The sequence below is a fragment of the Arthrobacter sp. YD2 genome, assembly GCF_030410475.1.
GTDB classification, from domain to species: Bacteria; Actinomycetota; Actinomycetes; order Actinomycetales; family Micrococcaceae; genus Arthrobacter_B; species Arthrobacter_B zhangbolii.
This window is the reverse complement of the sequence record NZ_JAUHHB010000003.1, coordinates 22,270-42,520: the sequence shown is the minus strand read 5'-3', so window position 1 is coordinate 42,520 and position 20,251 is coordinate 22,270. Positions and strand designations below refer to the sequence as shown.

Sequence of the window (20,251 nt, the reverse complement as noted above, 5' to 3'; positions counted from 1 at the left end):
CTTCTGCTGCTTCGAGCCCTGCCGCTTCCCTGTCCGCTTCCGGCCTCCCGGCGTCCCTCGCCGGACTTCCCTTCGCGAAGGGGCACGGTACCGGAAACGATTTTGTCCTCATCGCCGACGTTGACGGTTCCCGGAACCTGACGGCTGACGAGGTTGCAGCGGTCTGCGACCGGCACCGCGGGGTCGGGGCCGACGGGTTCATCCGGGCGGTCCGCTCCGAATTCGTCGCCGAGGGCCGAGCCCTGCTGGAGACGGCGCCGGAGGCGGAATGGTTCATGGATTACCGCAATTCCGACGGCAGCGTCTCGGAGATGTGCGGCAACGGAGTGCGCGTATTCGTCCACTTCCTGCTTGAAGAACACCTGCTGGAACTCGGCGAGGGGGAGAGCCTGGCCATCGGCACCCGTGCAGGGCTGAAGACGGTGAGCCGCATCTCCGGCGGCTACGCCGTGGACATGGGACCGTGGGAATTCATCTACCCGGACCACGCCGCTGCGAAGGCCATGGACGCCGTCGTAAACGCCGGGGGACTCGAGGTGCCCCGCCCGGGGCTGTCGGTGAATATGGGCAACCCGCACACCGTGGTTGCCCTCGCCGAGCTCAGCGAACTTGCCGGCACCAACCTGACCGCGCCGCCGTCGGTACAGCCCGAACCGGAGCACGGCACCAACGTGGAATTCGTAGTCCCCGCGGAGCCGCTGGTTGAAGACGGCGTGGGCCTGGTGACCATGCGCGTACACGAACGCGGCGTGGGGGAGACCCTGTCCTGCGGCACCGGTGCCTGCGCGGCTGCCGTGGCCGTCCGTTTCTGGGCCGGCGCGCAGGCTCCGGACAGCTGGGCAGTGACCGTCCCGGGCGGCGTCGTCGGCGTCCGGTTCCTGGCCGGCCCGGAAGGCCGCGAACACGTGGAACTCAGCGGTCCGGCAGTGCTGGTGGCCCGGGGGATGCTGCTCTAGGCAGCGTCGGAGCGGTGCACCTTCAGGATCCTGAAGGTTTTTGCGGTGCTGTGCCGGGTTACGGCGAACCCGGCCGGCAGCGCTTCGGCCAGCCAGCGCTGCAGCGAATCCGACCCGAGGTTTTTCTGCACCACCAGCCAGGCAGTGCCGCCGGAAGCCAGCCGCGGCAGCCAGAGCATCAGCAGGGCATGCAGCTCTTCCTTGCCAATCCGGATGGGCGGGTTGGACCAGATGGTGTCGAAGCGGACGTCCGGGTCCACGTCCTGCGGCAGGGAAGTAAGGACGTTGTCGCAGCCCAGCGCCGCCGCATTGTCCCGTGTGAGGCCGAGGCTGCGTTCATTGACGTCCACCGCGTAGATCCGGGCCGCGGGGGAGCGCAGGGCCAGCGTCAGGGCTATGGGGCCCCAGCCGCAGCCAATATCCAGCAGGTTGCCCGTGGCCGGGGGCGCGGGGACTTCCTCCAGGAGGACGGCGGTGCCCTTGTCAATGCCGTCGGGACTGAAGATTCCGCCGGCGGTCTGCAGCACCCGTTCGGACCCGGCAAGGGTGACGCGCAGGGGCTTGCGGACCTCGGGTCCGGACGGAGTGGAAGAGAAATAGTGGTCTGAACCCATAACAGTCCAGATTAGTCGCTGTGCGGGTCCGCTGCGGAATTTCCGCGGCTCCGCAGCCGTTGTAAGGAACAGTGCAGAGGCTGGAAATCCATTGCGGTGCCGGCAGGTTTCTGCTGAGAATGGTGGCCCGGGAAATGTCCGTTATCTGGCCTACCATGTTAAGTACATCCTCATAAGGAGATTATGACCATCAACAACTCCCGTGCCCTGAATTCCGGGGACGGCTCCGCAGCAGGTTCCACGCCGGAACTGAGTCCCGCGGACATCCAGGGCGTCATCGACAGGATCCTCTCGAAGGAAAGTGCGGTTGAAACCAAAACCGCGTCCGGCAGCGACCAGCGCCGCGGACGCGCACTGGCACTCGCGGAATCCGGTGAAGAACACTCCGTCCACGACGGTGAACAGCAGGATCTGGAGGAACGCCGCGCACTGCGCCGCGTCGCCGGCCTTTCCACCGAACTCGAAGACGTTACTGAAGTCGAATACCGCCAGCTTCGGCTGGAACGGGTTGTCCTGGCCGGACTGTGGAGCGAAGGCACCGCTGCCGACGCCGAAAACTCCCTGAAGGAACTCGCAGCACTGGCAGAGACCGCCGGCTCCGAGGTCCTGGACGGGATCATCCAGCGGCGCCTGAAGCCGGACCCCGGCACTTTCCTCGGTTCCGGCAAGGCACAGGAACTCAAGGACATTGTCATGGCCACCGGTGCCGACACCGTGATTGTGGACAGCGAGCTGGCCCCGTCACAGCGCCGCGGTCTGGAAGACATTGTTAAGGTCAAGGTCATTGACCGTACCGCCCTGATCCTGGACATCTTTGCCCAGCACGCCAAGTCGCGTGAGGGCAAGGCGCAGGTGGAACTGGCACAGCTGGAATACCTGCTTCCCCGCCTGCGTGGCTGGGGCGAGTCCATGTCCCGCCAGGCCGGCGGCCAGGTGGGCAGCGCAAGCGCCGGCATGGGCTCCCGCGGACCCGGCGAAACCAAGATTGAACTGGACCGGCGGAAGATCCGCACCCGCATGGCCAAGCTCCGCCGCGAAATCGCCGGTATGAAGCCGGCCCGGGAAACCAAGCGGGCCAACCGGCAGCGCAACGCCGTCCCCTCCGTGGCCATTGCCGGCTACACCAACGCGGGCAAGTCCTCCCTGCTCAACCGGCTGACCGACGCCGGGGTCCTGGTGGAGAACGCCCTGTTCGCCACCCTGGACCCCACCATCCGCAAGGCCCAGACCGAAGACGGTATCGGCTACACACTGGCGGACACCGTCGGTTTTGTCCGGTCCCTTCCCACCCAGCTGGTAGAGGCTTTCCGCTCCACCTTGGAGGAAGTGGCAGACGCCGATCTGATCCTGCACGTGGTGGACGCATCGCACCCGGACCCTGAAGGACAGATAGCCGCGGTCCGCACGGTGCTGGCGGAGGTGGATGCCCGCAAGGTGCCGGAGATTATCGTCCTGAACAAGGCCGACGCCGCCGATCCGTACGTGCTGGAACGGCTGCGCCAGCGCGAGAGCCGCCACGTGGTGGTTTCCGCACGCACCGGGGAAGGGATCCCGGAGCTGCTGCAGGCTATCTCCGAAGGAATTCCCCGCCCCGGAGTGGACCTGGAACTGCTGGTGCCCTACGAGCGCGGCGACGTCGTCTCCCGTCTGCACCAGCAGGATGCGGAGATTCTTTCCATGGAGCACGGGGAAACGGGGACCCGGCTGCACGTTATGGTTCGTGAGGGCCTGGCTGCCGAACTGGAGCCGTTTGTCGCCCATGCGTAAAAAGGGCGACTCCCAGGGACCGGAACAGGTCCTGGATCTGCTGGACACCGCAGTCTCGGCCATGGGCGGCCAAAACCGCCCGGGCCAGCATGAGATGGCCCGTCAGGTGGCTGAGGCCATCGAGACGGGCGATCACCTGCTGGTCCAGGCCGGAACCGGCACCGGCAAATCCCTCGCCTACCTCATTCCGCTGATTGCGCACGCGCTTGAAAGCGATAAGCCGGCGCTGGTTTCCACCGCCACGCTGGCCCTGCAGTCCCAGATTGTGGGACGGGACCTCCCGCGACTGCTGAAGACCCTCGAGCCCAAGCTGCCCCGCGAGGTGGACGTAGCGCTGCTCAAGGGCCGCAGCAACTATGTCTGCGTTCATAAGACCGGCGGCGGTTTCCCGGACGAGGACGACGACGCCGGCACGCTCTTTATGCTCGGTGAGGACCAGGCCGTGCCGCACCCTGCGCCTGCTTCCGGACCGACGTCGGCCCTGGGCCGCGATGTTGTCCGGCTGCGGGAGTGGGCCCAGGAAACAGAGACCGGGGACCGGGACGAGCTGCTTCCCGGTGTCAGCGACCGCGCCTGGCGGCAGGTCTCGGTGACTTCCATGGAATGCCTTGGCGCGCAGAAATGCCCGGTGGCCGAAGAGTGCTTCAGCGAACGCGCGCGGGCCAAGGCGGCAGTAGCTGACCTGGTGATCACCAACCACGCCATGCTTGCCATTGCCGCCTTCGAAGGCCTGGCCGTGCTGCCCGACTACGACGTAGTGGTCATTGACGAAGCGCACGAACTCCAGGACCGCGTCACGGGAGCCGTCACCGGACAGCTCTCCGGCACCATCATCTCCGCAGCGGTAGCGGCCGCCCGCAAACACACCTCCGCCAGCCTTGAGCCTCTTGCAGCGGCCGGGCGTGCCTTCGACCAGGTCTTCGCGCCGGTACCCTCGGGCCTGCTGGCCGCCGGCCTGTCCGAGGACCAGGAACTGGTGCTCGGCCATGTCCGCGAATCCACCCGGACGGCGCTGTCGGATTCCAAACCCGAAGGGCCGGATGCAGTGGACGGCGGGCGGCAGATGGCCCGCTCACGGTTGCTGGCCGTGCAGGAAATGTGCGAACGCATCCTCGATGCCGGCAATTCCGGCGAGGTCGTCTGGGCATCGCGGACGAGCACTTTCGCGCCCGGCACCGGCTACACCGCACCCGAAGAGGATTCGCCGCCCGTCATCAACGTGGCCCCGTTGTCCGTGGCAGGGCGGCTGCGGGAGGGACTCTTCGACGGGCATACCGTGGTCCTGACCTCGGCGACCCTTGCCATCGGCGCCGAGTTCGGCCCCGTGGCCGGCGCGCTGGGACTCCTGGGTGCCGGTGCCCCGAAATGGACGGGCACCGACGTCGGCAGCCCCTTCGACTACCCCCGCCAGGGTGTGCTGTACGTGGCGAAGGACCTGCCCAAACCGGGACGCGGAACCTCGCCGGAACAGCTCGACGAGATTGAGGCCCTGATCAAGGCCTCCGGAGGCGGTGCGCTGGGCCTGTTCTCCTCCCGCCGGGCCGCCGAGGAAGCCGCCGAGGCACTGCGTTCCCGCGTGGATTTCCCCATCCTGTGCCAGGGCGAATCCACCATGTCCGCCCTGGTCAAACAGTTCGCGGAGGACGACGAGACCTGTCTGTTCGGCACCATGTCCCTCTGGCAGGGCGTTGACGTCCCGGGAGCCTCCTGCCGGCTGGTGATTATGGACCGGATCCCGTTCCCGCGCCCGGACGATCCGCTGATGACTGCGCGCACCCGTGCCGTGGCCAAGGCGGGCGGCAACGGCTTTATGAGCGTTTCCGCCACCCACGCCGCCGTGCGGCTGGCGCAGGGCGCCGGTCGGCTGATCCGGGCTTCCGGCGACAAAGGCGTGGTGGCGGTGCTTGATTCCCGCCTGGCCACCGCCCGGTACGGCAGCTTCCTGCGGGCAGCCCTGCCGCCCTTCTGGGCCACGACCGACCGGGCCGTGGTCCTGCAGGCACTGCAGCGGCTCGCCGGGCAGCCGGCGGACGCCGGGAGCTGACCCGGCCGGACCAGTCGATATGCGCGCACGGATAAACACGTGCCGTCAAACAGCAGAGCCGTTCAACAGCAGAGCCGTTAACCAGCAGTGCCCCGGCCGGTAGCCGGGGCACTGCTGTTTAGTCCCTGTGGGCATTTCGGTCTGGAGCTTAGAGGGAACGCATAACCGATACGACTTTGCCCATGATGGTCGCTTCGTCGCCCAGAATCGGTTCGTAGCGCGTGTTCTGCGGCAGCAGCCAGGTGTGCCCGTTGCGCTGGCGGAACGTCTTGACCGTGGCCTCGTCCTCCAGCAGGGCTGCGACGATGTCGCCGTTCTCGGCGGTGGGCTGGCGCCGCACCACCACCCAGTCGCCGTCGCAAATGGCCGCATCGACCATGGAGTCACCGGCAACCCGGAGCATAAACAGGTCACCGTGACCCACGAGTTGGCGGGGCAGGGGAACCACTTCTTCAACCTGCTGGTCGGCAAGGATGGGCCCGCCTGCGGCGATCCGTCCCACCAGGGGCACCATGGCAGTGTCGATTGCCGTGGTGAGGTCTGCCACCGCGCTGCCTGAGCCGGCCACGCCGGTAGCGGACCCGTCCTGCGCGGAGCTTTGACGTGTGCCGGCATTGCCGGAACCGGAGGTGCCTGCGGACTCAGTGCCGGCGGCCTCGCCGTTGCGGGAGGACCCGGCATCGCGCAGCAGCAGCGGAACCAGGATCTCCATGGCCCGGGGGCGCTTGGGGTCGCGGCGGATGTAACCGAGTTTCTCCAGCTGGGTCAGCTGGTGGGTGACGCTGGAAAGGCTCGCCAGACCGACAATGTCGCCTATTTCGCGCATGGACGGCGGGTAGCCGTTGGTGCTAACCGAACGCTGGATGGTTTCCAGGATCTTGGTCTGGCGCGCAGTCAGGCCCTTGGAGCGGCCTGCCGGCGCGGCAGGGGGAGGGGTGCTGCCATTGGAAACAGTCCTGCGGGCCACGTCGGCTTCCCTTCACGGACGGCCCGCGGTTGCGGGCCGGTTGGTTCTGGCGGTTCTGGCGGTTTGAATCTGGCGGTCTGGTTCTGTCCGGGCGGTGCTGCAGCCCGGTCTTTGTCCGGTCCCGGCCGTTTTGTCAGAGGCGGATGGTTAGTTGGTTCCAGCCGCTTCCGATGGGTTCAACGCTAGGGGAGCGCAGCACGTTTATCAAACATATATTCGAGCGAGTCTCGACATTGTTCGTAGATAGGTGCTAGAAATGTTCGAGTACAACTTAGAACATACGTTCGAGTCCGGGCTGCCGACACCTCGGTGGCTCCACCAGATGTTCGAATGCAGTTTCGAGCCGCAGTGTTTCCTCCCGTGCTTATTGCGGGCGGACGGCGGCAGCTCTGCGCTTCGGACCGGAAAGGTATTGACATGTCAGTACACGTACTTCCCGCTGTTCCTTCTGCAGCCGCACCCGCTTTGTCCCAGGCGCCTCTGCGCCTCACCCGCCGGGGCCGGCTTCTCCTGGTCGGAGCACCGCTGATGCTGACCTCGGCCGCCCTGCTGGTCTTCATTGGATTCTTCACCGCACCGGCCATGGCCTCGGGCAACTCCCCGGAGCAGACCCGCACTATCCAGGTGAGCGTTTCGAACGGGGAATCCCTGTGGTCTCTCGCCACGGAATTCGCCCCTGACCGGGATCCCCGCACCGTAGTTGCCGACATCGTGGAACTGAACAACCTGGATGATGCCACTGTGCCGGCCGGCCGCCAGCTCTACATCCCGGTGACGCGCTGACCTTCGGGAACCGGGCTCCTGCGTGCTGCATGCGGGAGCCGTCCCCTGCCTCAGGCTCGCGGACTGGTCTTTATTAGGGGACCGGTCTCCGCCTAGGGAACGTTCTTCATGGAGGGACTTAGAAGTGCTGGCAGGCGGCCCGGATTCCGGAACTGTCCCCGCAGCGCCTTAAGCTGTACTGGTGAGTGAACAGCTGGAAAACCTGAACCGACTTCCCCTGCGCGATGACCTCAGGGGCCTGACGCCCTATGGGGCCCCGCAGCTGGATGTGCCGATCCTGCTGAACGTCAACGAAAACACCCATGGACTGCCCGAGCACGTGCGCCGGGCCATCGTTGCCGAAGTGGAGTCCGCCGTCGGCGGGCTGAACCGCTACCCGGACCGGGAATTCACGCAGTTGAGGGAAAACCTGGCACGGTACCTCGGCCACGGGCTGGCGCCGGAGAACATCTGGGCAGGCAACGGTTCCAATGAGGTTCTCCAGCAGATCCTGCAGGCTTTCGGCGGTCCCGGCCGGACGGCAATGAGCTTCCCGCCCACCTACTCCATGTACCCGTTGCTAGCCAGCGGTACCGGCACCGCCTACGTCACCGGCACACGGGAAGCGGATTTCTCCCTGACCCCGGAATCGGCCGGCGCGCAGATTCGTGCCCAGGCACCGAACATCATCATTTTGTGCACGCCGAACAATCCCACGGGAACGGCCCTTGGCCTGGACGTCATCGAAGCCGCCTACGAAGCGGGCGAAGCGTCCAACGCCATCGTGGTGGTTGATGAGGCCTACGCCGAGTTCTCCCACGCCGATACCCCCAGCGCCCTGCAGCTGCTGCCGGGACGGGAACGCCTGATCATTTCCCGCACCATGTCCAAGGCCTTTGCCCTGGCCGGGGCTCGGATCGGATACCTGGCTGCAGCACCCCAGATTGCGGATGCCCTGCGCCTGGTCCGGCTGCCCTACCACCTCTCGGCCATCACCCAGGCCACGGCCAACGCCGCGCTGACCCATGCCGATGCCCTCCTGTCCAATGTGGAGGACATCAAAGCCCAGCGTGACCGGATCGTGCGGGAGCTGACGGACCTCGGACTGGCCCCCGCACCCTCGGACGCAAACTTCGTGCTCTTCGGCGGCATGGAGAACCCCCGCGCTATCTGGGAAGGCCTGCTGGAAGCCGGCGTCCTGGTTCGGGACATCGGCATTGAGGGCCATCTCCGCGTCACGGCCGGCACGGAAGCTGAAACGGATACCTTCCTTAGCGTGCTGCGGTCCCTGCTTCCGGCCTGAACGGCCCGCCGTCCGCGGCCGCCCCGATTCCGGGACCCGGCCGCACCGGGACTAAACTGAGAAACTGCCGGAGCTTTGTCCATTGCTCCGACCCCGACCTTCCTGAAGGAACCCCATGACTGTGGAGACCGCTACCGGACGCACTGCCCGCCTTGAGCGGACCACGAGTGAATCGTCCGTCCTCGTTGAACTGGACCTGGACGGCACCGGCCGTGCAGATATCAGCACCTCCGTGCCGTTCTATGACCACATGCTGAACGCGCTGGCCAAGCACTCCCTGATGGACCTCACCGTCCGGGCCACGGGCGACACGCACATCGACGTCCACCACACGGTCGAGGACGTCGCCATCAGCATCGGCGAGGCGCTCAAGACCGCCCTGGGCACCAAGGCAGGCATCCGCCGGTTCGGCGAGGCTACTGTTCCGCTGGACGAGGCGCTGGCCCACGCCGTCGTCGACATCTCCGGACGCCCCTACCTGGTGCATTCCGGCGAACCGGCCGGACAGGAATACCACCTGATCGGCGGGCACTTCACCGGCTCGCTTACCCGGCACGTGTTTGAAGCCATCACCCTGCACGCCCAGATCTGCCTGCACATGCGGGTGCTGGGCGGACGGGACCCGCACCACATTGTGGAAGCGCAGTTCAAGGCCTTCGCCCGCGCCCTTCGCGCCGCCGTGGAGTCGGATCCGCGGGTAGAGGGAATTCCGTCCACGAAGGGCGCCCTGTGAGTGCCCGCAACGTCACCGTCCTGGACTACGGCTCCGGAAACATCCGCTCAGCCGTCCGCGCCCTTGAGCATGCCGGGGCGAACGTTACCCTCAGCGCCAGGCCCGATGACGTCCTGAACGCGGAAGGGCTCGTGGTCCCCGGCGTCGGTGCTTTCGCGGCCGTGATGCAGGGACTCAAAGACGTGGATGCCCTCCGTATGATCGGCCGCCGGGTTGCCGGCGGGCGCCCGGTGCTGGGCATCTGCGTGGGCCTGCAGGTCCTCTTCGAGGAGGGCGTGGAACACGGCGTCCGCACCAAGGGCATGGGCGAATGGCCCGGAGTGGTGGAGCGGCTTGCTGCCGACGTCGTGCCCCACATGGGCTGGAACACCGTGACACCGCCGGAAGGTTCAGCGCTGTTCGAGGGCCTCGAGGACGAACGGTTCTACTTCGTGCACAGCTACGGCGTGCAGAAGTGGGACTTCGACGTCACCCAGCCTGCCATGCGCCCGCCCCAGGTCACCTGGGCGGACCACGGCGGACCCTTTATTGCCGCCGTTGAGAACGGCGCCCTGTCAGCCACCCAGTTCCACCCGGAAAAGTCCGGCGAAGCCGGCGCTGCGCTGCTGAACAACTGGCTGAAGACACTGGGCTAGCGGCTATGTGGAGCATTGTTCTTATGGGCCTGGCCGGTCTGCTGATTGGCGGTGCGGTGTCCTTCCGCAGCCAGGGCATGTCCAAAATTATTGTTATCAGTTTCTGGGTTTTGGCCGGAATGGCCCTGCTGGGTGCCTACCTGCTGACCCTTAACCTCTCCTGACCCCACCACCGAAAGCACAAGAGATGCCCTTCAGCGAAACCCCCGTCCTTGAACTCCTGCCCGCCGTTGATGTGGCTGACGGCCAGGCCGTGCGCCTTGTGCAGGGCGAAGCCGGCAGCGAGACCGGCTACGGCGATCCGCTGGATGCCGCCCTTGCCTGGCAGAATGACGGCGCGGACTGGGTCCATCTGGTGGATCTGGACGCCGCCTTCGGCCGCGGCTCCAACCTGGACCTGCTCAGCCGCGTGGTGAAATCCCTGGACATCAAGGTGGAACTGTCCGGCGGCATCCGCGACGACGAGTCACTGGACAAGGCCCTGGAACTCGGTGCGGCACGCGTCAACCTCGGCACCGCTGCACTGGAGAACCCCGAGTGGACCGCCAGCGCCATTGCCCGCTACGGCCAGGCCATCGCCGTCGGCCTCGATGTCCGCGGCACCACGCTGGCGGCACGCGGCTGGACCAAGGAAGGCGGCGACCTCTGGGAGGTGCTGGCCCGCCTGGAGGAAGCCGGCTGCCCGCGCTACGTGGTCACGGACGTGACGAAGGACGGCACGCTGCGCGGACCGAACATCGAGCTGCTGCGCGAGGTGCTGAAGCGTACCGACCGCCCCGTGGTGGCTTCCGGCGGCATCTCGAGCCTGGATGACCTGGCAGCCCTGCGCGAGCTGGTTCCCCTGGGCCTGGAAGGAACCATTGTGGGCAAGGCGCTCTACGCCGGTGCCTTCACCCTGCCGCAGGCCTTTGACGTCGCCGGGCACCCGGACCGCTGAGAATGGCTGCTCGCGAACTGCCCGGACATATCGCTGCGGCACTGGCCGGCGCCGGCGGCCCCACTGATTCGGCGGGGCAGCCGTGGGCAGGCCGGGACCTGGCCGGTGAGGGAAATCCGCTCCACAATTTCGACAGCGATGACGGACGGGCCAATCCCCGTTACGTGGACGCCGTCGCCAAGCTGATCGCCGGCACCGGCAGTGAAGCGGAGGTGGTGGCCTCCCTCGCCACCGCCCGCGTGTTTGTCCCGATTGTGGCCGTGCTCGGCGAGGAAACCGAATCCGAGCACGGACTCACGGCCGATAAACAGGCGGACATGGCGCTGGTCACCCTGACCGCGCCGGACGGACGCAAGGCACTGCCGGTATTCACGTCGGTTGAGGCACTGGAACGCTGGCACTCCGAAGCCCGGCCGGTGGCCGTGTATACGCCGCGGGCAGCGCTCTCCGCTGTTTCGGAGGATGCCCAGCTGCTGGTGGTCGACCCGGGAGCGGATTTCACTTTTGTGGTCCGCCGCCCGGCCATGTGGGCGCTCGGCCAGCAGCGCGACTGGGTGCCGTGTTACACCGACCCCGCCCTGGTGGAGATGGCCGAAGCGGCCGCCGGGCCGGACCCGCAGATCCTGGCGGTAACGCTGCAGCAGGGGCAGGGCACCGCCTCCAGGACCGCCGACGGAACACCGGTGGGCGGGGGAGGGGCCGGCCCGGAGCTTAGAATGATTCTCCAGCTTGCGCCCGGACTTGGTCCGCAGGACATCCAGGCCATTGTGGCCGCCCTGCAACAGCGTTTGACTGCCAACCCCGAGTTTGTTGAGCGCGTGGATTCCCTGGACATCAAAATCACCCGCTGACCCGTCAGGCGTAACCCGCCGGAAGAGAACTGCCGTGAATTTTGGCCTTTACCGCGAAATGCTGCGGATCGCACCGATCCGCCGCCTGCTGATAGTCGGAATGATCGCCCGGTTTCCGCATTCCGCGGCGGGCGTCCTGCTCACCCTGCATGTAGTGAACACCATGGACCGGGGCTATGCGGCCGCAGGTGCCGTGGCAGCCGTGGTCACCATCGGCATCGCCGTGGGCGCTCCCTGGCGGGGACGGCGGGTGGACACCATTGGGCTCCGGAAGGCCCTGATCCCGTCGGTCATCGCCGAGGCAGTGATCTGGAGTACGGCCCCGCACGTGAGCTTTGAGTGGCTGCTGGTCCTTGCACTGGTGGGCGGAGTGTTCACCCTCCCGGTCTTCAGTGTGGTCCGCCAGTCCCTCGGTGTGCTGGCCACCGGCGAACAGCGGCGTACCGCCTTTGCGCTCGACTCCATCGCCACCGAGCTCATCTTTATGATGGGCCCCGCGCTGGGGGCCGTGATTGCCACGCAGATATCCTCCGTGATCGGGCTGACCGCGGTGGGACTTTCCGCGGCCGTGGCCGGGCTCCTGCTGATCTGGTTCAACCCGCCCACGCGTTCCCCGGAACCTGAGAAGGCTGTGACCGCAGTTGACGAGCAGGAGGCTGCGGCGGCCACCGCTGTGGCGGTGGCGCCGGCAAATATCCAGGAAGCGCCGATGGAGCTTACCGGTGCGGGCCTGCCCGACGGCCCGCAGAATATGTTCGAGCGGCTGCGTCACGGAGTGGCCGGGAACTTCACCTGGTTCAGCCCGGCAGTGGCCGTGGTGTTTGCCGTTGCCATAGGTGCAGGGCTTTTGCTCTCCAGTACCGACGTCGGGATTGTGGCCTCGGTGGAAGCCGGCGGAAATCCCTCCGAGGTCGGCATCGTTTTCGTGGCCTGGTGTGCCGCCTCAGCCATTGGCGGGATTGTCTACGGCGCCATGAAGCGCCGCTTCTCGCCGATGTCCCTGCTGCTGACCATGGCGGTGCTGACCATGCCGATGGCCTTCGCCACGGACACCCTGAGCCTGGCCCTGCTATCCATTCCCGCAGGCCTGCTCTGCGCCCCGGTACTTTCCGCAGCCTCGGAGCGGGTGGCGGATCTGGTGGCCGAGAACCGGCGCGGTGAAGCCATGGGCTGGTACGGCTCCTCCATGACGGCTGGTACCGCACTGGGTGCGCCCGTGGCGGGCCTGGCCATTGACGTGATCGGGCCCTGGTCCGGTTTCCTGCTGGCCGGCGGTGCTGCAGCGGTGCTGGTGCTGGCAACGCTGTCCGCCCGCCGGCTGTTCCTGCGTTCCGCACCCGTCCGCTAGGCCTGCCATGCCGGCCCCGGGCATTAAAACGCCCGAAGAGCTTCACCAGGTGAAACTCTTCGGGCGCTAAGGGGTGCGGAGCGGGTTAGCTGACGGGGCCGGTGAATTTCTCGCCCGGGCCCTTGCCCGGCGCGTCCTGGATTACCGACGCTTCGCGGAAGGCAAGCTGCAGGGAACGCAGGCCGTCACGCAACGGTCCTGCGTGCTGGCTGCCGATTTCCGGCGCGGCAGCCGTGACAAAGCCGGCCAGGGCGGTGATCAGTTTCCGTGCCTCGTCCAGGTCCTTGAGGGCCTCGGCGTCGTCGCCTTCGGCCAGGCCGCACTTGACGGCTGCTGCGCTCATCAGGTGGACCGCCGCCGTCGTAATGACCTCGACGGCCGGAACCTCGGCGATGTCGCGCATCTGGTCGGCGACTTCCTGCTGTGCAGCTGCAGCGGTTTCGGACTCTTCGGTTGTTCCGGGGAAGGAGTGGCGGGTTGCTTCCCCTGCCGGATTGCTCTGTGGGGTACTCATACTGGTAAGCTTGTCACAGACCGACTGGTTGTCGTTACTTTCAATGCCCTCAACGGGCGGGATGAAAATCACACTTTCTCCTGAAGGCGGCGTAACCGGTATGCAAGCGGAGTCCCCTCCCACCCGCGTCAGCCTGACTGCCTGTAAAGGCCGCAGAGTTGCCGGGTTCAGGTCGGCCCCGACGGGCCAGCAGCAGGAAAGTCCACGGACTTCCCGAAGCGGCTGAACCGTTCCGGGAGCTAACTGCCTCGAACCGGCTTCGAGACAGTTACCGCCGACCCTCCTACGGGCCTCCGATTGCGCTTGCAATTGGGGGCCTTCTTCAGTTGCAGGCGGTAGCCGTTTTGAACAACACAGGAGCTGCAACATTAGCGAGCCAAGAATCAATGATCGGATCCGCGTCCCCGAGGTGCGGCTGGTAGGTCCGGCAGGTGAGCAGGTAGGCGTGGTCCGCATTGAGGACGCACTCCGCCTTGCAGCCGAGTCCGACCTGGATCTTGTTGAGGTAGCACCGCAGGCAAAGCCCCCGGTGTGCAAACTAATGGACTTCGGCAAGTACAAGTACGAAGCCGCCGTCAAGGCACGCGAAGCCCGGAAGAACCAGACGAACACCGTTCTGAAGGAAATCCGGTTCCGCCTGAAGATTGACACCCACGACTACGAAACCAAGCGTGGCCACGCCATGCGGTTCCTGGGCGCAGGTGACAAGGTCAAGGCCATGATCCAGTTCCGCGGCCGTGAGCAGCAGCGCCCCGAAATGGGCATGAAGCTGCTGAACAAGTTCGCCGAGGACGTCGCCGAGGTGGGTGTGGTTGAGTCCACGCCGCGCATCGACGGCCGCAACATGGTCATGGTCATCGGCCCGCTGAAGAACAAGGCCGAAGCCAAGGCGGAAGCACGCCGCGCCACGCAGCGTGCAGATGCCAAGGCTGCCAACGAGGCTGCCAGGAACGGTGAAGCACCTGCACGGGTGGACACTTCGGCGGACAAGGCTCCGATGACTCAGAGCCTTGCCGACCTCCTGCCGGACGGTCTTCGTCTGGGCTCCTCCGCTGCCGAGGCCGATAAGGCCCGTGCAGAGCAGGAGCAGGCAGAGAAGGAGCAGGCCGCCAAGCGCGCCAAGGCAGCTGCTGCTGAAAAGGCCGCCACCGAGGCCCGCCGCGTTGCCGCTGCCAGCAAGCCGGCCCCCGCGCCGGCCGCTGAAGCCGCTCCCGCCAAGCCGGCGGAGGCTGCCAAGCCTGCTGCTGCTCCGAAGCCCGCAGCGGTCCCGAAGCCTTCCGCGGCAAAGCCTGCAGCACCGCCCAAGCCGGCTGCCCGGCCCAAGCCTGCTGCGGCCCCCAAGCCTGCCGGCAAGTCGTCCCCGCGGGGAACGTCCGGCTCGAACAAGCCCGGAACTGCAGAGTAGTTTTCCTGCACGCTGTCCTGGCAACAGTAATAAAGCCCTGACACCTGCCCAGGTGTCGAAAGCCCCGCGGGCCTGCCCGCGGAAACCTAAAGGAGATCGGTAGACATGCCGAAGATGAAGACCCACAGTGGCGCCAAGAAGCGCTTCAAGCTGACCGGTACCGGCAAGCTCAAGCGCCAGCAGGCCAACCGCCGCCACTACCTGGAGCACAAGCCCTCCACGCTGACCCGCCGCCTGGCCAACGACAAGCTCGTTGCACCGGCTGACGCCAAGGTCATCAAGAAGATGCTGGGCATCTAACTAATCCCCGACAGCCGTCCCGTTCGGGCCGGTTTCACCCCATCAAAACTTTCCCCGCTCCTGGGCCGTCCAGGCGCAGTGACTTACCAAGTCGGGGAGATTTACCAAAAGGAGTACGCACGTGGCACGTGTGAAGCGGGCGCTTAACGCCCACAAGAAGCGTCGGGTTATTCTCGAGCGCGCCAAGGGTTACCGCGGACAGCGTTCGCGCCTGGTCCGTAAGGCCAAAGAGCAGCTGCTGCACTCGTTTGTGTACAGCTACGGCGACCGCCGCAAGCGTAAGGGCGACTTCCGCCGCCTGTGGATCCAGCGCATCAACGCTGCTTCCCGCGCCAACGGCCTGACCTACAACCGCCTGATCCAGGGCCTGAAGCTCGCCGAGATCCAGGTTGACCGCCGTATGCTGGCCGAACTGGCCGTCAACGACGCCGCTGCCTTCGCTGCGCTGGTCCAGATTGCCAAGGACGCCCTGCCGTCCGACACCTCGGCTCCGGCCGCCGCCCAGGCTGCTCCGGCTGCCAAGGCTGCTCCCGCCGCCAAGCCGGCCGCTGCCGTAGCCTCCGCCAAGGGTGGCTTCAAGGCTTCCGAGGGCGACGCCCCCGAAGGCTTCGTTATCAAGGGCAACCTGGGTTCGGGCAAGTACCACGTCCCGGGTTCCACCTGGTACGAGCAGACCGTTGCTGAATACTGGTTCGATTCCGTGGAAGCAGCCAAGGCTGCAGGCCTGGAGCCGGCTGGCGGCGAATCCCGCCAGAAGTTCCAGGGCTAAGGGAATCGGTCTCTAAAAGACGATGAACCACGAAGGGCGCCCGCAGGCACCGCTTATGTCCAACCCCCGAGCTGATCGGGTCCGAGATGTGGCGAAGCTTGCCGGGCGCTCTTCGCGCTTAAAAACCGGCCGCTTCCTGGCTGAAGGGCCGCAGGCCGTCCGGGAAGCGCTGTCCGCGCACCGGGCGGCTGCCGCTGCCGGCGGCCCCGCCGTCGTGCACGAAGTGTATGCAACACAGGCATGCCTTGACCGCCTGCCGGAGCTGGCCGATCTGGCCCGCGGGACCGTGCTGCGCCTGGCCACCGACGAAGTCCTGGCCGCGATGGCCGACACCGTGACGCCGCAGGGCATTGTCGCTGTCTGCGCCATCTCCACCGCCACCCTTGCCGACGTGCTGGCATCCGGCGCGAAGCTGGTAGCAGTGCTGTGCGAGGTCCGCGACCCCGGCAACGCCGGCACCGTCCTGCGCGCCGCGGACTCCGCCGGCGCCGATGCGGTAGTGCTCACCGCATCCAGCGTGGACATTTTTAATCCCAAGGCGGTGCGCTCCACCGCCGGATCACTCTTCCATCTGCCGGTCATTACCGGTGCAGACTTTTCCGAAACCGTCGCTGCCCTCAAAGGCGCAGGCGCGACGGTCCTGGCCGCCGATGGCTACGGGAACGTCAACCTGGACCGGCTCCAGGACCTCAGCGCGGTACGGCGCGCGGGCGGCAGTATCCCGGCCGGCGCGGACGACGGCGCGCTGCCGCGGCTTGAAGCCTCAACCGCATGGCTGTTCGGCAACGAAGCGCAGGGCCTCTCCGACGCAGAACTGGCCGCCGCCGATTACCGGGTGGCCGTGCCGCTCTACGGCAGTGCGGAGAGCCTGAACGTCGGTACCGCCGCCACCGTATGCCTCTATGCCTCGGCGCGTGCCCAGCACAACTGAGGCGGCTGACCTGCCCTAGCGCTGCAGCGCCTTTTCGGCAGCACCTGGGGCGGGATCACCGGCCATACGACGCCGGTCCAGTGCCCCGCTGAGCAGGGCGACTCCCAGCCCCAGCAGGGCGAGCACGGCACCCACGATGGCCGGTGAACGGAAGCCCCAGCCCCACGCGATTACCAGTCCGCCGGCCATGGCGCCCAGGGCATTGGCCATGTTCAATGCCGCGTGGTTGAGCGACGACGCCAGCGATGCCGCGCCGGGGGAGACATCGAGCAGCCGCGTCTGAAGCGCCGGTGTCAGGGCCGAACCGATCGCACCCACCAGGAACACCAGGATGATCGCTCCGGCCTTGTACTGGACGCCCCAGGCGTAGACGGCCAGGATCAGTACGGTGCCCGCCAGGACGGCGTAGATGCTGCCCATCACCGAGCGGTCCGCGATCCGTCCGCCGACAATGTTTCCCACTACCTGTCCCACGCCGTAGAGGCCCACGATCAGCGGCAGCACTCCCATGGAGAAGCCGGCCACCTCGGTCATGGTGGGGGAGATGTAGGTGTAGACCGCGAAGAAGCCGCCGAAGCCGACGGTACCCACCAGCAGGGCGAGCCACATCTGCATCCGGCGCAGGGCGCTGAGTTCGCGCCGGATGCTGGCATCCGGGTGCGTGGCCTGGAACGGAACGAACCAGGCGACGAGGGCGACGGTCAGCAGGGCTATGGCGCCGACCAGGACGAACATCCAGCGCCAGCCGGCCAGCTGTCCCAGCCAGGTGGCAAACGGCACCCCGACCACATTGGCGATGCTCAGGCCAAGCATGACCATGGAGATGGCCCAACCGCGCCGGGTCGGCGCCACCAGGGACGCAGCGATCACGGCAGCCACGCCAAAGAAGGCGCCGTGGGGCAGGCCCGAGAGGAAGCGGGTGACCAGCAGCCACCCGTAATCCGGCGCGATGAAGGAGGAAAGATTCGCGACGGCAAAGAACGCCATGAGCCCCAGGGCCAGCCACTTGCGCGGCATCTTGGCTCCAGCCGCCGCAAGCAGCGGCGCACCGACAACGACGCCGAGGGCATAAGCGGAGATAACGTGGCCGCCTTCGGGGACGGAGACACCCAGCTCGGCGATCATCTCCTGAAGCAGGCCCATGATGGCGAATTCGGTAGTGCCGATGGCGAAGCCGCCTGCGGCCAGGGCTGTGATGGCCAGGGAGACACGATGGGTTTTAGGCGTCATTACGCGCAGGGAAGGCATTGGTGCGGGGTGCTTTCGGATCAGCGGTTGCGCGGAGCCGGCGAAAGGCGCGGGCGCGTCGGGCGGACCCGTGGTCAGAGCGGAAGAACGGATGCAGCCGTTGGCCGGGGCCAAACGGCCACGGTGCCGTTCCTTCCCAGTCTAGGACAGGCGGCACCGTAGACTCGATCTGTGTCTATTCCAGAACTGAAACAGGTAGTCGGAGCAGCGATAGTTGATGACCTGGGCCGGCCGCAGAGCCTGCTGGCTGCCCGCCGGACCGCCCCGGAGGCGTTCGCCGGCATGTGGGAATTCCCGGGTGGAAAAGTGGAGCCGGGGGAATCCTGCGAAGCCGCCCTGCACCGTGAGCTGGCCGAGGAACTCGGTATTGAAGTGGTCCTGGGCACGGAGGTCGCCGGACCCCTGGACCAGGGCTGGCCATTGAATCCAAAGGCCGCCATGCGTGTGTGGCTCGTTCAGGTGAAAACGGGGGAGCCGCTTCCGCTTCAGGACCATGACGAGCTTCGCTGGGTACCGCTTCATTCCGGTGCCCTGGCCGAGCTGCCCTGGATCCCCGCGGACCTTCCGATCGTCACCGCTGTCCTGCAGGCTGCGGCGCAACCCGCCGCAGGATCTGCCTCATCGGATCCGCTTGCGCCGTACCCGGGCACCGGTCAGGACATTGGCGGCAACTAAAAAAGCGTTCCGGCCGCCACCGGCAGTCCCGCAGCTGTCTGCGGGGCGGGCCGGGGAGCACCTCGCGTGGCGAGGAACTGGTTGCGCCCGGCAAAGCCGTAGCGCTTCTTGACGAGGGTGATCCGTCCCGCGAGCCACTGCCGGTATTCCTTGGAAGCGTAGGTCCCGCCGTTGTACAGCTTGTCGTAGCGGGCCGAGAGGTGGGGATAGTCGCGGGCCAGCCATTCCCGGTACCACTCGCGTGCCCCCGGCCGCAGGTGAAGGGCGCCGGCCGTGACCGAGGTGGCGCCGGCCTCGGCCAGTGCGGAGAAAAGTGCGTCGAGTGACTCGTCACCATCGGTCAGCCACGGCAGCAGGGGCATCGCCATGACATTGCAGTCCATGCCGGCATCGCGGATCCGCCGGATCAGGTCAAGCCGTGCCTTGGGCGAGGGCGTGCCCGGCTCAACCCGGCGGGCAAGTTCCGGATCAAGCAGGGCCAGGGAAATCCCCATGCTGATGCTGGTCTGTTGGGCAGCCTCGGCCAGGAGCGGAAGATCGCGGGCCAGCAGGGTCCCCTTGGTCAGGATCGAGAAGGGGGTTCCGCTGTCCGCCAGTGCCCGGATGATCCCGGGCATGAGCTTGTAGCGGCCTTCGGCGCGCTGGTACGGATCGGTATTCGTGCCCATGGCCACGTGCTCGTAGTCCCAGGAAGGCCGGGCCAGTTCACGCCGAAGCACCTCGGCTGCGTTGGTCTTGACGACCAGTTGGCTGTCGAAATCCGCCCCGGTGTCCAGATCCAGGTAGCTGTGTGTCTTGCGGGCGAAGCAGTACACGCAGGCATGGCTGCAGCCCCGGTAGGGATTCACCGTCCAGCCAAAGGGCATGGAGGACGTCTTGGGAACCTTGTTCAGCACCGACTTGGCCAGGACCTCGTGGAAAGTCACGCCCGCGAAGCCCGGTGTCTGCACGGAACGGACCAGGCCCTGAAGGGGGAGCAGCGCATCGGAGGACGGCGCTGCCTTGGGTTCCTGCTCCTGCCACCTCATGCACCTATTAGAACATATGTTCGAATGTAAGTGTCTAGCCCCGGCGGGCGCGGTAGCCGCCGTCGGACAGTCCGGCCAGGATCTCGAAGATGTTCGACGACGCCGGATCGCCCGCGCGCAGCCGGGAATACCCGGCAGCGGCAAAGTAGAGCGGAAGGAAGGCCGGTCCCAGTACCGCGTATTGGGAGCTGTGCCGGGCTTCATGCTGCAGGAGAGCGGAGGCTGGCCCGGCATCGAACGCCCGGGATGTGCGGGAACGGTAGAGGATGACGTTGCCCAGGGTGAATGCCGCGGCGCGGGGAAGTGGAAGCCGCCAGCCTTCTGCCAGCAGCAGTCCGCCGGGGCCGGACCTGACAGGCACCCGGCCCGCCCGGGCAGCGAGCAGCCCTGCCGCCGTCGTGCCGTTGGCCAGGTTCAGGATGCGGCGGAGAGCCTGCATGCGGGACAGAGGGGACGTCATGCGC

22 protein-coding genes are annotated in these 20,251 nt (G+C 66.6%); 16 read left to right on the top strand and 6 right to left on the bottom strand.

Annotated features, from left to right (window positions below; all coding sequences use genetic code 11):
* Positions 1–29: 29 nt before the first annotated feature.
* On the top strand, positions 30–956 hold the full coding sequence (dapF, locus tag QWJ37_RS11260) for a diaminopimelate epimerase (protein WP_227904609.1): 927 nt from the start codon (positions 30–32) through the stop codon (positions 954–956).
* Here dapF and QWJ37_RS11255 read toward each other — a convergent pair.
* Complete coding sequence (locus tag QWJ37_RS11255; protein WP_227904468.1) at positions 953–1,570, bottom strand: methyltransferase; 618 nt, start codon at positions 1,568–1,570, stop codon at positions 953–955. The two genes, dapF and QWJ37_RS11255, sit on opposite strands and share 4 nt — an antisense overlap.
* A 183-nt stretch (positions 1,571–1,753) precedes the next feature.
* Here QWJ37_RS11255 and hflX point away from each other — a divergent pair, with 183 nt between their 5' ends.
* Together hflX and QWJ37_RS11245 are read left to right on the top strand one after the other, a co-directional pair.
* Positions 1,754–3,337 carry a GTPase HflX gene (gene hflX, locus QWJ37_RS11250; protein ID WP_227904471.1) on the top strand — a complete coding sequence of 528 codons (1,584 nt, stop codon included), beginning with the start codon at positions 1,754–1,756 and terminating at the stop codon, positions 3,335–3,337.
* Positions 3,330–5,381 carry an ATP-dependent DNA helicase gene (locus QWJ37_RS11245; RefSeq protein WP_290245320.1) on the top strand — a complete coding sequence of 684 codons (2,052 nt, stop codon included), beginning with the start codon at positions 3,330–3,332 and terminating at the stop codon, positions 5,379–5,381. Before hflX ends, QWJ37_RS11245 begins: the two co-directional genes overlap by 8 nt.
* Positions 5,382–5,529: 148 nt before the next feature.
* On the opposite strand, the gene lexA is transcribed toward QWJ37_RS11245, so the two are convergent.
* Complete coding sequence (gene lexA / locus QWJ37_RS11240) at positions 5,530–6,279, bottom strand: transcriptional repressor LexA (RefSeq protein ID WP_290245733.1); 750 nt, start codon at positions 6,277–6,279, stop codon at positions 5,530–5,532.
* A 486-nt stretch (positions 6,280–6,765) separates the two neighbouring features.
* Here lexA and QWJ37_RS11235 point away from each other — a divergent pair, with 486 nt between their 5' ends.
* The 8 genes from QWJ37_RS11235 to QWJ37_RS11200 all read left to right on the top strand — a co-directional run bounded on the left by QWJ37_RS11235 (position 6,766) and on the right by QWJ37_RS11200 (position 12,917).
* Positions 6,766–7,131, top strand: a complete 366-nt coding sequence (locus QWJ37_RS11235) for a LysM peptidoglycan-binding domain-containing protein (protein WP_227929019.1) — start codon at positions 6,766–6,768, stop codon at positions 7,129–7,131.
* 181 nt (positions 7,132–7,312) lie between these two features.
* On the top strand, positions 7,313–8,413 hold the full coding sequence (locus tag QWJ37_RS11230; protein ID WP_290245319.1) for a histidinol-phosphate transaminase: 1,101 nt from the start codon (positions 7,313–7,315) through the stop codon (positions 8,411–8,413).
* Between the two features lie 115 nt (positions 8,414–8,528).
* The gene (hisB, locus tag QWJ37_RS11225; protein ID WP_290245318.1) at positions 8,529–9,146 is read left to right on the top strand and encodes an imidazoleglycerol-phosphate dehydratase HisB; all 618 of its coding nucleotides are present in this window, start codon (positions 8,529–8,531) and stop codon (positions 9,144–9,146) included.
* A complete protein-coding gene (gene hisH, locus QWJ37_RS11220; RefSeq protein ID WP_227904481.1) occupies positions 9,143–9,781 on the top strand; it encodes an imidazole glycerol phosphate synthase subunit HisH in 639 nt (212 codons plus the stop codon). Before hisB ends, hisH begins: the two co-directional genes overlap by 4 nt.
* A 5-nt stretch (positions 9,782–9,786) precedes the next feature.
* Complete coding sequence (locus tag QWJ37_RS11215; RefSeq protein WP_227904483.1) at positions 9,787–9,945, top strand: hypothetical protein; 159 nt, start codon at positions 9,787–9,789, stop codon at positions 9,943–9,945.
* Positions 9,946–9,968: 23 nt separating this feature from the next.
* The gene (gene priA, locus QWJ37_RS11210; protein WP_290245317.1) at positions 9,969–10,718 is read left to right on the top strand and encodes a bifunctional 1-(5-phosphoribosyl)-5-((5-phosphoribosylamino)methylideneamino)imidazole-4-carboxamide isomerase/phosphoribosylanthranilate isomerase PriA; all 750 of its coding nucleotides are present in this window, start codon (positions 9,969–9,971) and stop codon (positions 10,716–10,718) included.
* A 2-nt stretch (positions 10,719–10,720) separates the two neighbouring features.
* On the top strand, positions 10,721–11,569 hold the full coding sequence (locus tag QWJ37_RS11205; protein ID WP_290245316.1) for an SseB family protein: 849 nt from the start codon (positions 10,721–10,723) through the stop codon (positions 11,567–11,569).
* Between the two features lie 34 nt (positions 11,570–11,603).
* Complete coding sequence (locus tag QWJ37_RS11200) at positions 11,604–12,917, top strand: MFS transporter (RefSeq protein ID WP_227904490.1); 1,314 nt, start codon at positions 11,604–11,606, stop codon at positions 12,915–12,917.
* An 85-nt stretch (positions 12,918–13,002) separates the two neighbouring features.
* Here the strand turns inward: QWJ37_RS11200 and QWJ37_RS11195 are convergent, their stop codons facing one another.
* Positions 13,003–13,320 carry a DUF1844 domain-containing protein gene (locus QWJ37_RS11195; RefSeq protein ID WP_227904615.1) on the bottom strand — a complete coding sequence of 106 codons (318 nt, stop codon included), beginning with the start codon at positions 13,318–13,320 and terminating at the stop codon, positions 13,003–13,005.
* A 478-nt stretch (positions 13,321–13,798) separates the two neighbouring features.
* Here QWJ37_RS11195 and infC point away from each other — a divergent pair, with 478 nt between their 5' ends.
* The 4 genes from infC to QWJ37_RS11175 all read left to right on the top strand — a co-directional run bounded on the left by infC (position 13,799) and on the right by QWJ37_RS11175 (position 16,836).
* Positions 13,799–14,836, top strand: coding sequence for a translation initiation factor IF-3 (infC, locus tag QWJ37_RS11190; protein ID WP_290245732.1), 1,038 nt, complete (start codon positions 13,799–13,801; stop codon positions 14,834–14,836).
* Positions 14,837–14,941: 105 nt separating this feature from the next.
* A complete protein-coding gene (rpmI, locus tag QWJ37_RS11185) occupies positions 14,942–15,136 on the top strand; it encodes a 50S ribosomal protein L35 (protein WP_146363238.1) in 195 nt (64 codons plus the stop codon).
* A 121-nt stretch (positions 15,137–15,257) separates the two neighbouring features.
* The gene (rplT, locus tag QWJ37_RS11180; protein WP_227904492.1) at positions 15,258–15,905 is read left to right on the top strand and encodes a 50S ribosomal protein L20; all 648 of its coding nucleotides are present in this window, start codon (positions 15,258–15,260) and stop codon (positions 15,903–15,905) included.
* Positions 15,906–15,927: 22 nt separating this feature from the next.
* On the top strand, positions 15,928–16,836 hold the full coding sequence (locus QWJ37_RS11175; protein ID WP_227904495.1) for an RNA methyltransferase: 909 nt from the start codon (positions 15,928–15,930) through the stop codon (positions 16,834–16,836).
* 15 nt (positions 16,837–16,851) lie between these two features.
* On the opposite strand, the gene QWJ37_RS11170 is transcribed toward QWJ37_RS11175, so the two are convergent.
* Positions 16,852–18,066: an MFS transporter gene (locus QWJ37_RS11170; RefSeq protein WP_227904497.1), complete on the bottom strand. Its 1,215-nt coding sequence runs from the start codon at positions 18,064–18,066 to the stop codon at positions 16,852–16,854.
* A gap of 195 nt (positions 18,067–18,261) precedes the next feature.
* Here QWJ37_RS11170 and QWJ37_RS11165 point away from each other — a divergent pair, with 195 nt between their 5' ends.
* Positions 18,262–18,759: a (deoxy)nucleoside triphosphate pyrophosphohydrolase gene (locus QWJ37_RS11165; RefSeq protein ID WP_290245731.1), complete on the top strand. Its 498-nt coding sequence runs from the start codon at positions 18,262–18,264 to the stop codon at positions 18,757–18,759.
* Here QWJ37_RS11165 and QWJ37_RS11160 read toward each other — a convergent pair.
* Both QWJ37_RS11160 and QWJ37_RS11155 read right to left on the bottom strand, forming a co-directional pair.
* On the bottom strand, positions 18,756–19,787 hold the full coding sequence (locus tag QWJ37_RS11160; protein ID WP_290245314.1) for an Rv2578c family radical SAM protein: 1,032 nt from the start codon (positions 19,785–19,787) through the stop codon (positions 18,756–18,758). The two genes, QWJ37_RS11165 and QWJ37_RS11160, sit on opposite strands and share 4 nt — an antisense overlap.
* 34 nt (positions 19,788–19,821) lie before the next feature.
* Positions 19,822–20,247 carry a hypothetical protein gene (locus QWJ37_RS11155; RefSeq protein WP_290245313.1) on the bottom strand — a complete coding sequence of 142 codons (426 nt, stop codon included), beginning with the start codon at positions 20,245–20,247 and terminating at the stop codon, positions 19,822–19,824.
* Positions 20,248–20,251: the final 4 nt, after the last annotated feature.

Excerpts from the sequence above, each read along its gene's own strand:
- QWJ37_RS11255 (WP_227904468.1), bottom strand. The coding sequence starts at position 1,570 with ATGGGTTCAGACCACTATTTCTCTTCCACTCCGTCCGGACCCGAGGTC.
- hflX (WP_227904471.1), top strand. The coding sequence starts at position 1,754 with ATGACCATCAACAACTCCCGTGCCCTGAATTCCGGGGACGGCTCCGCA.
- QWJ37_RS11245 (WP_290245320.1), top strand. The coding sequence starts at position 3,330 with ATGCGTAAAAAGGGCGACTCCCAGGGACCGGAACAGGTCCTGGATCTG.
- QWJ37_RS11235 (WP_227929019.1), top strand. The coding sequence starts at position 6,766 with ATGTCAGTACACGTACTTCCCGCTGTTCCTTCTGCAGCCGCACCCGCT.
- hisB (WP_290245318.1), top strand. The coding sequence starts at position 8,529 with ATGACTGTGGAGACCGCTACCGGACGCACTGCCCGCCTTGAGCGGACC.
- QWJ37_RS11215 (WP_227904483.1), top strand. The coding sequence starts at position 9,787 with ATGTGGAGCATTGTTCTTATGGGCCTGGCCGGTCTGCTGATTGGCGGT.
- priA (WP_290245317.1), top strand. The coding sequence starts at position 9,969 with ATGCCCTTCAGCGAAACCCCCGTCCTTGAACTCCTGCCCGCCGTTGAT.
- QWJ37_RS11205 (WP_290245316.1), top strand. The coding sequence starts at position 10,721 with ATGGCTGCTCGCGAACTGCCCGGACATATCGCTGCGGCACTGGCCGGC.
- QWJ37_RS11195 (WP_227904615.1), bottom strand. The coding sequence starts at position 13,320 with ATGCGCGACATCGCCGAGGTTCCGGCCGTCGAGGTCATTACGACGGCG.
- rpmI (WP_146363238.1), top strand. The coding sequence starts at position 14,942 with ATGCCGAAGATGAAGACCCACAGTGGCGCCAAGAAGCGCTTCAAGCTG.
- QWJ37_RS11175 (WP_227904495.1), top strand. The coding sequence starts at position 15,928 with ATGAACCACGAAGGGCGCCCGCAGGCACCGCTTATGTCCAACCCCCGA.
- QWJ37_RS11170 (WP_227904497.1), bottom strand. The coding sequence starts at position 18,066 with ATGACGCCTAAAACCCATCGTGTCTCCCTGGCCATCACAGCCCTGGCC.
- QWJ37_RS11160 (WP_290245314.1), bottom strand. The coding sequence starts at position 19,787 with ATGAGGTGGCAGGAGCAGGAACCCAAGGCAGCGCCGTCCTCCGATGCG.
- QWJ37_RS11155 (WP_290245313.1), bottom strand. The coding sequence starts at position 20,247 with ATGACGTCCCCTCTGTCCCGCATGCAGGCTCTCCGCCGCATCCTGAAC.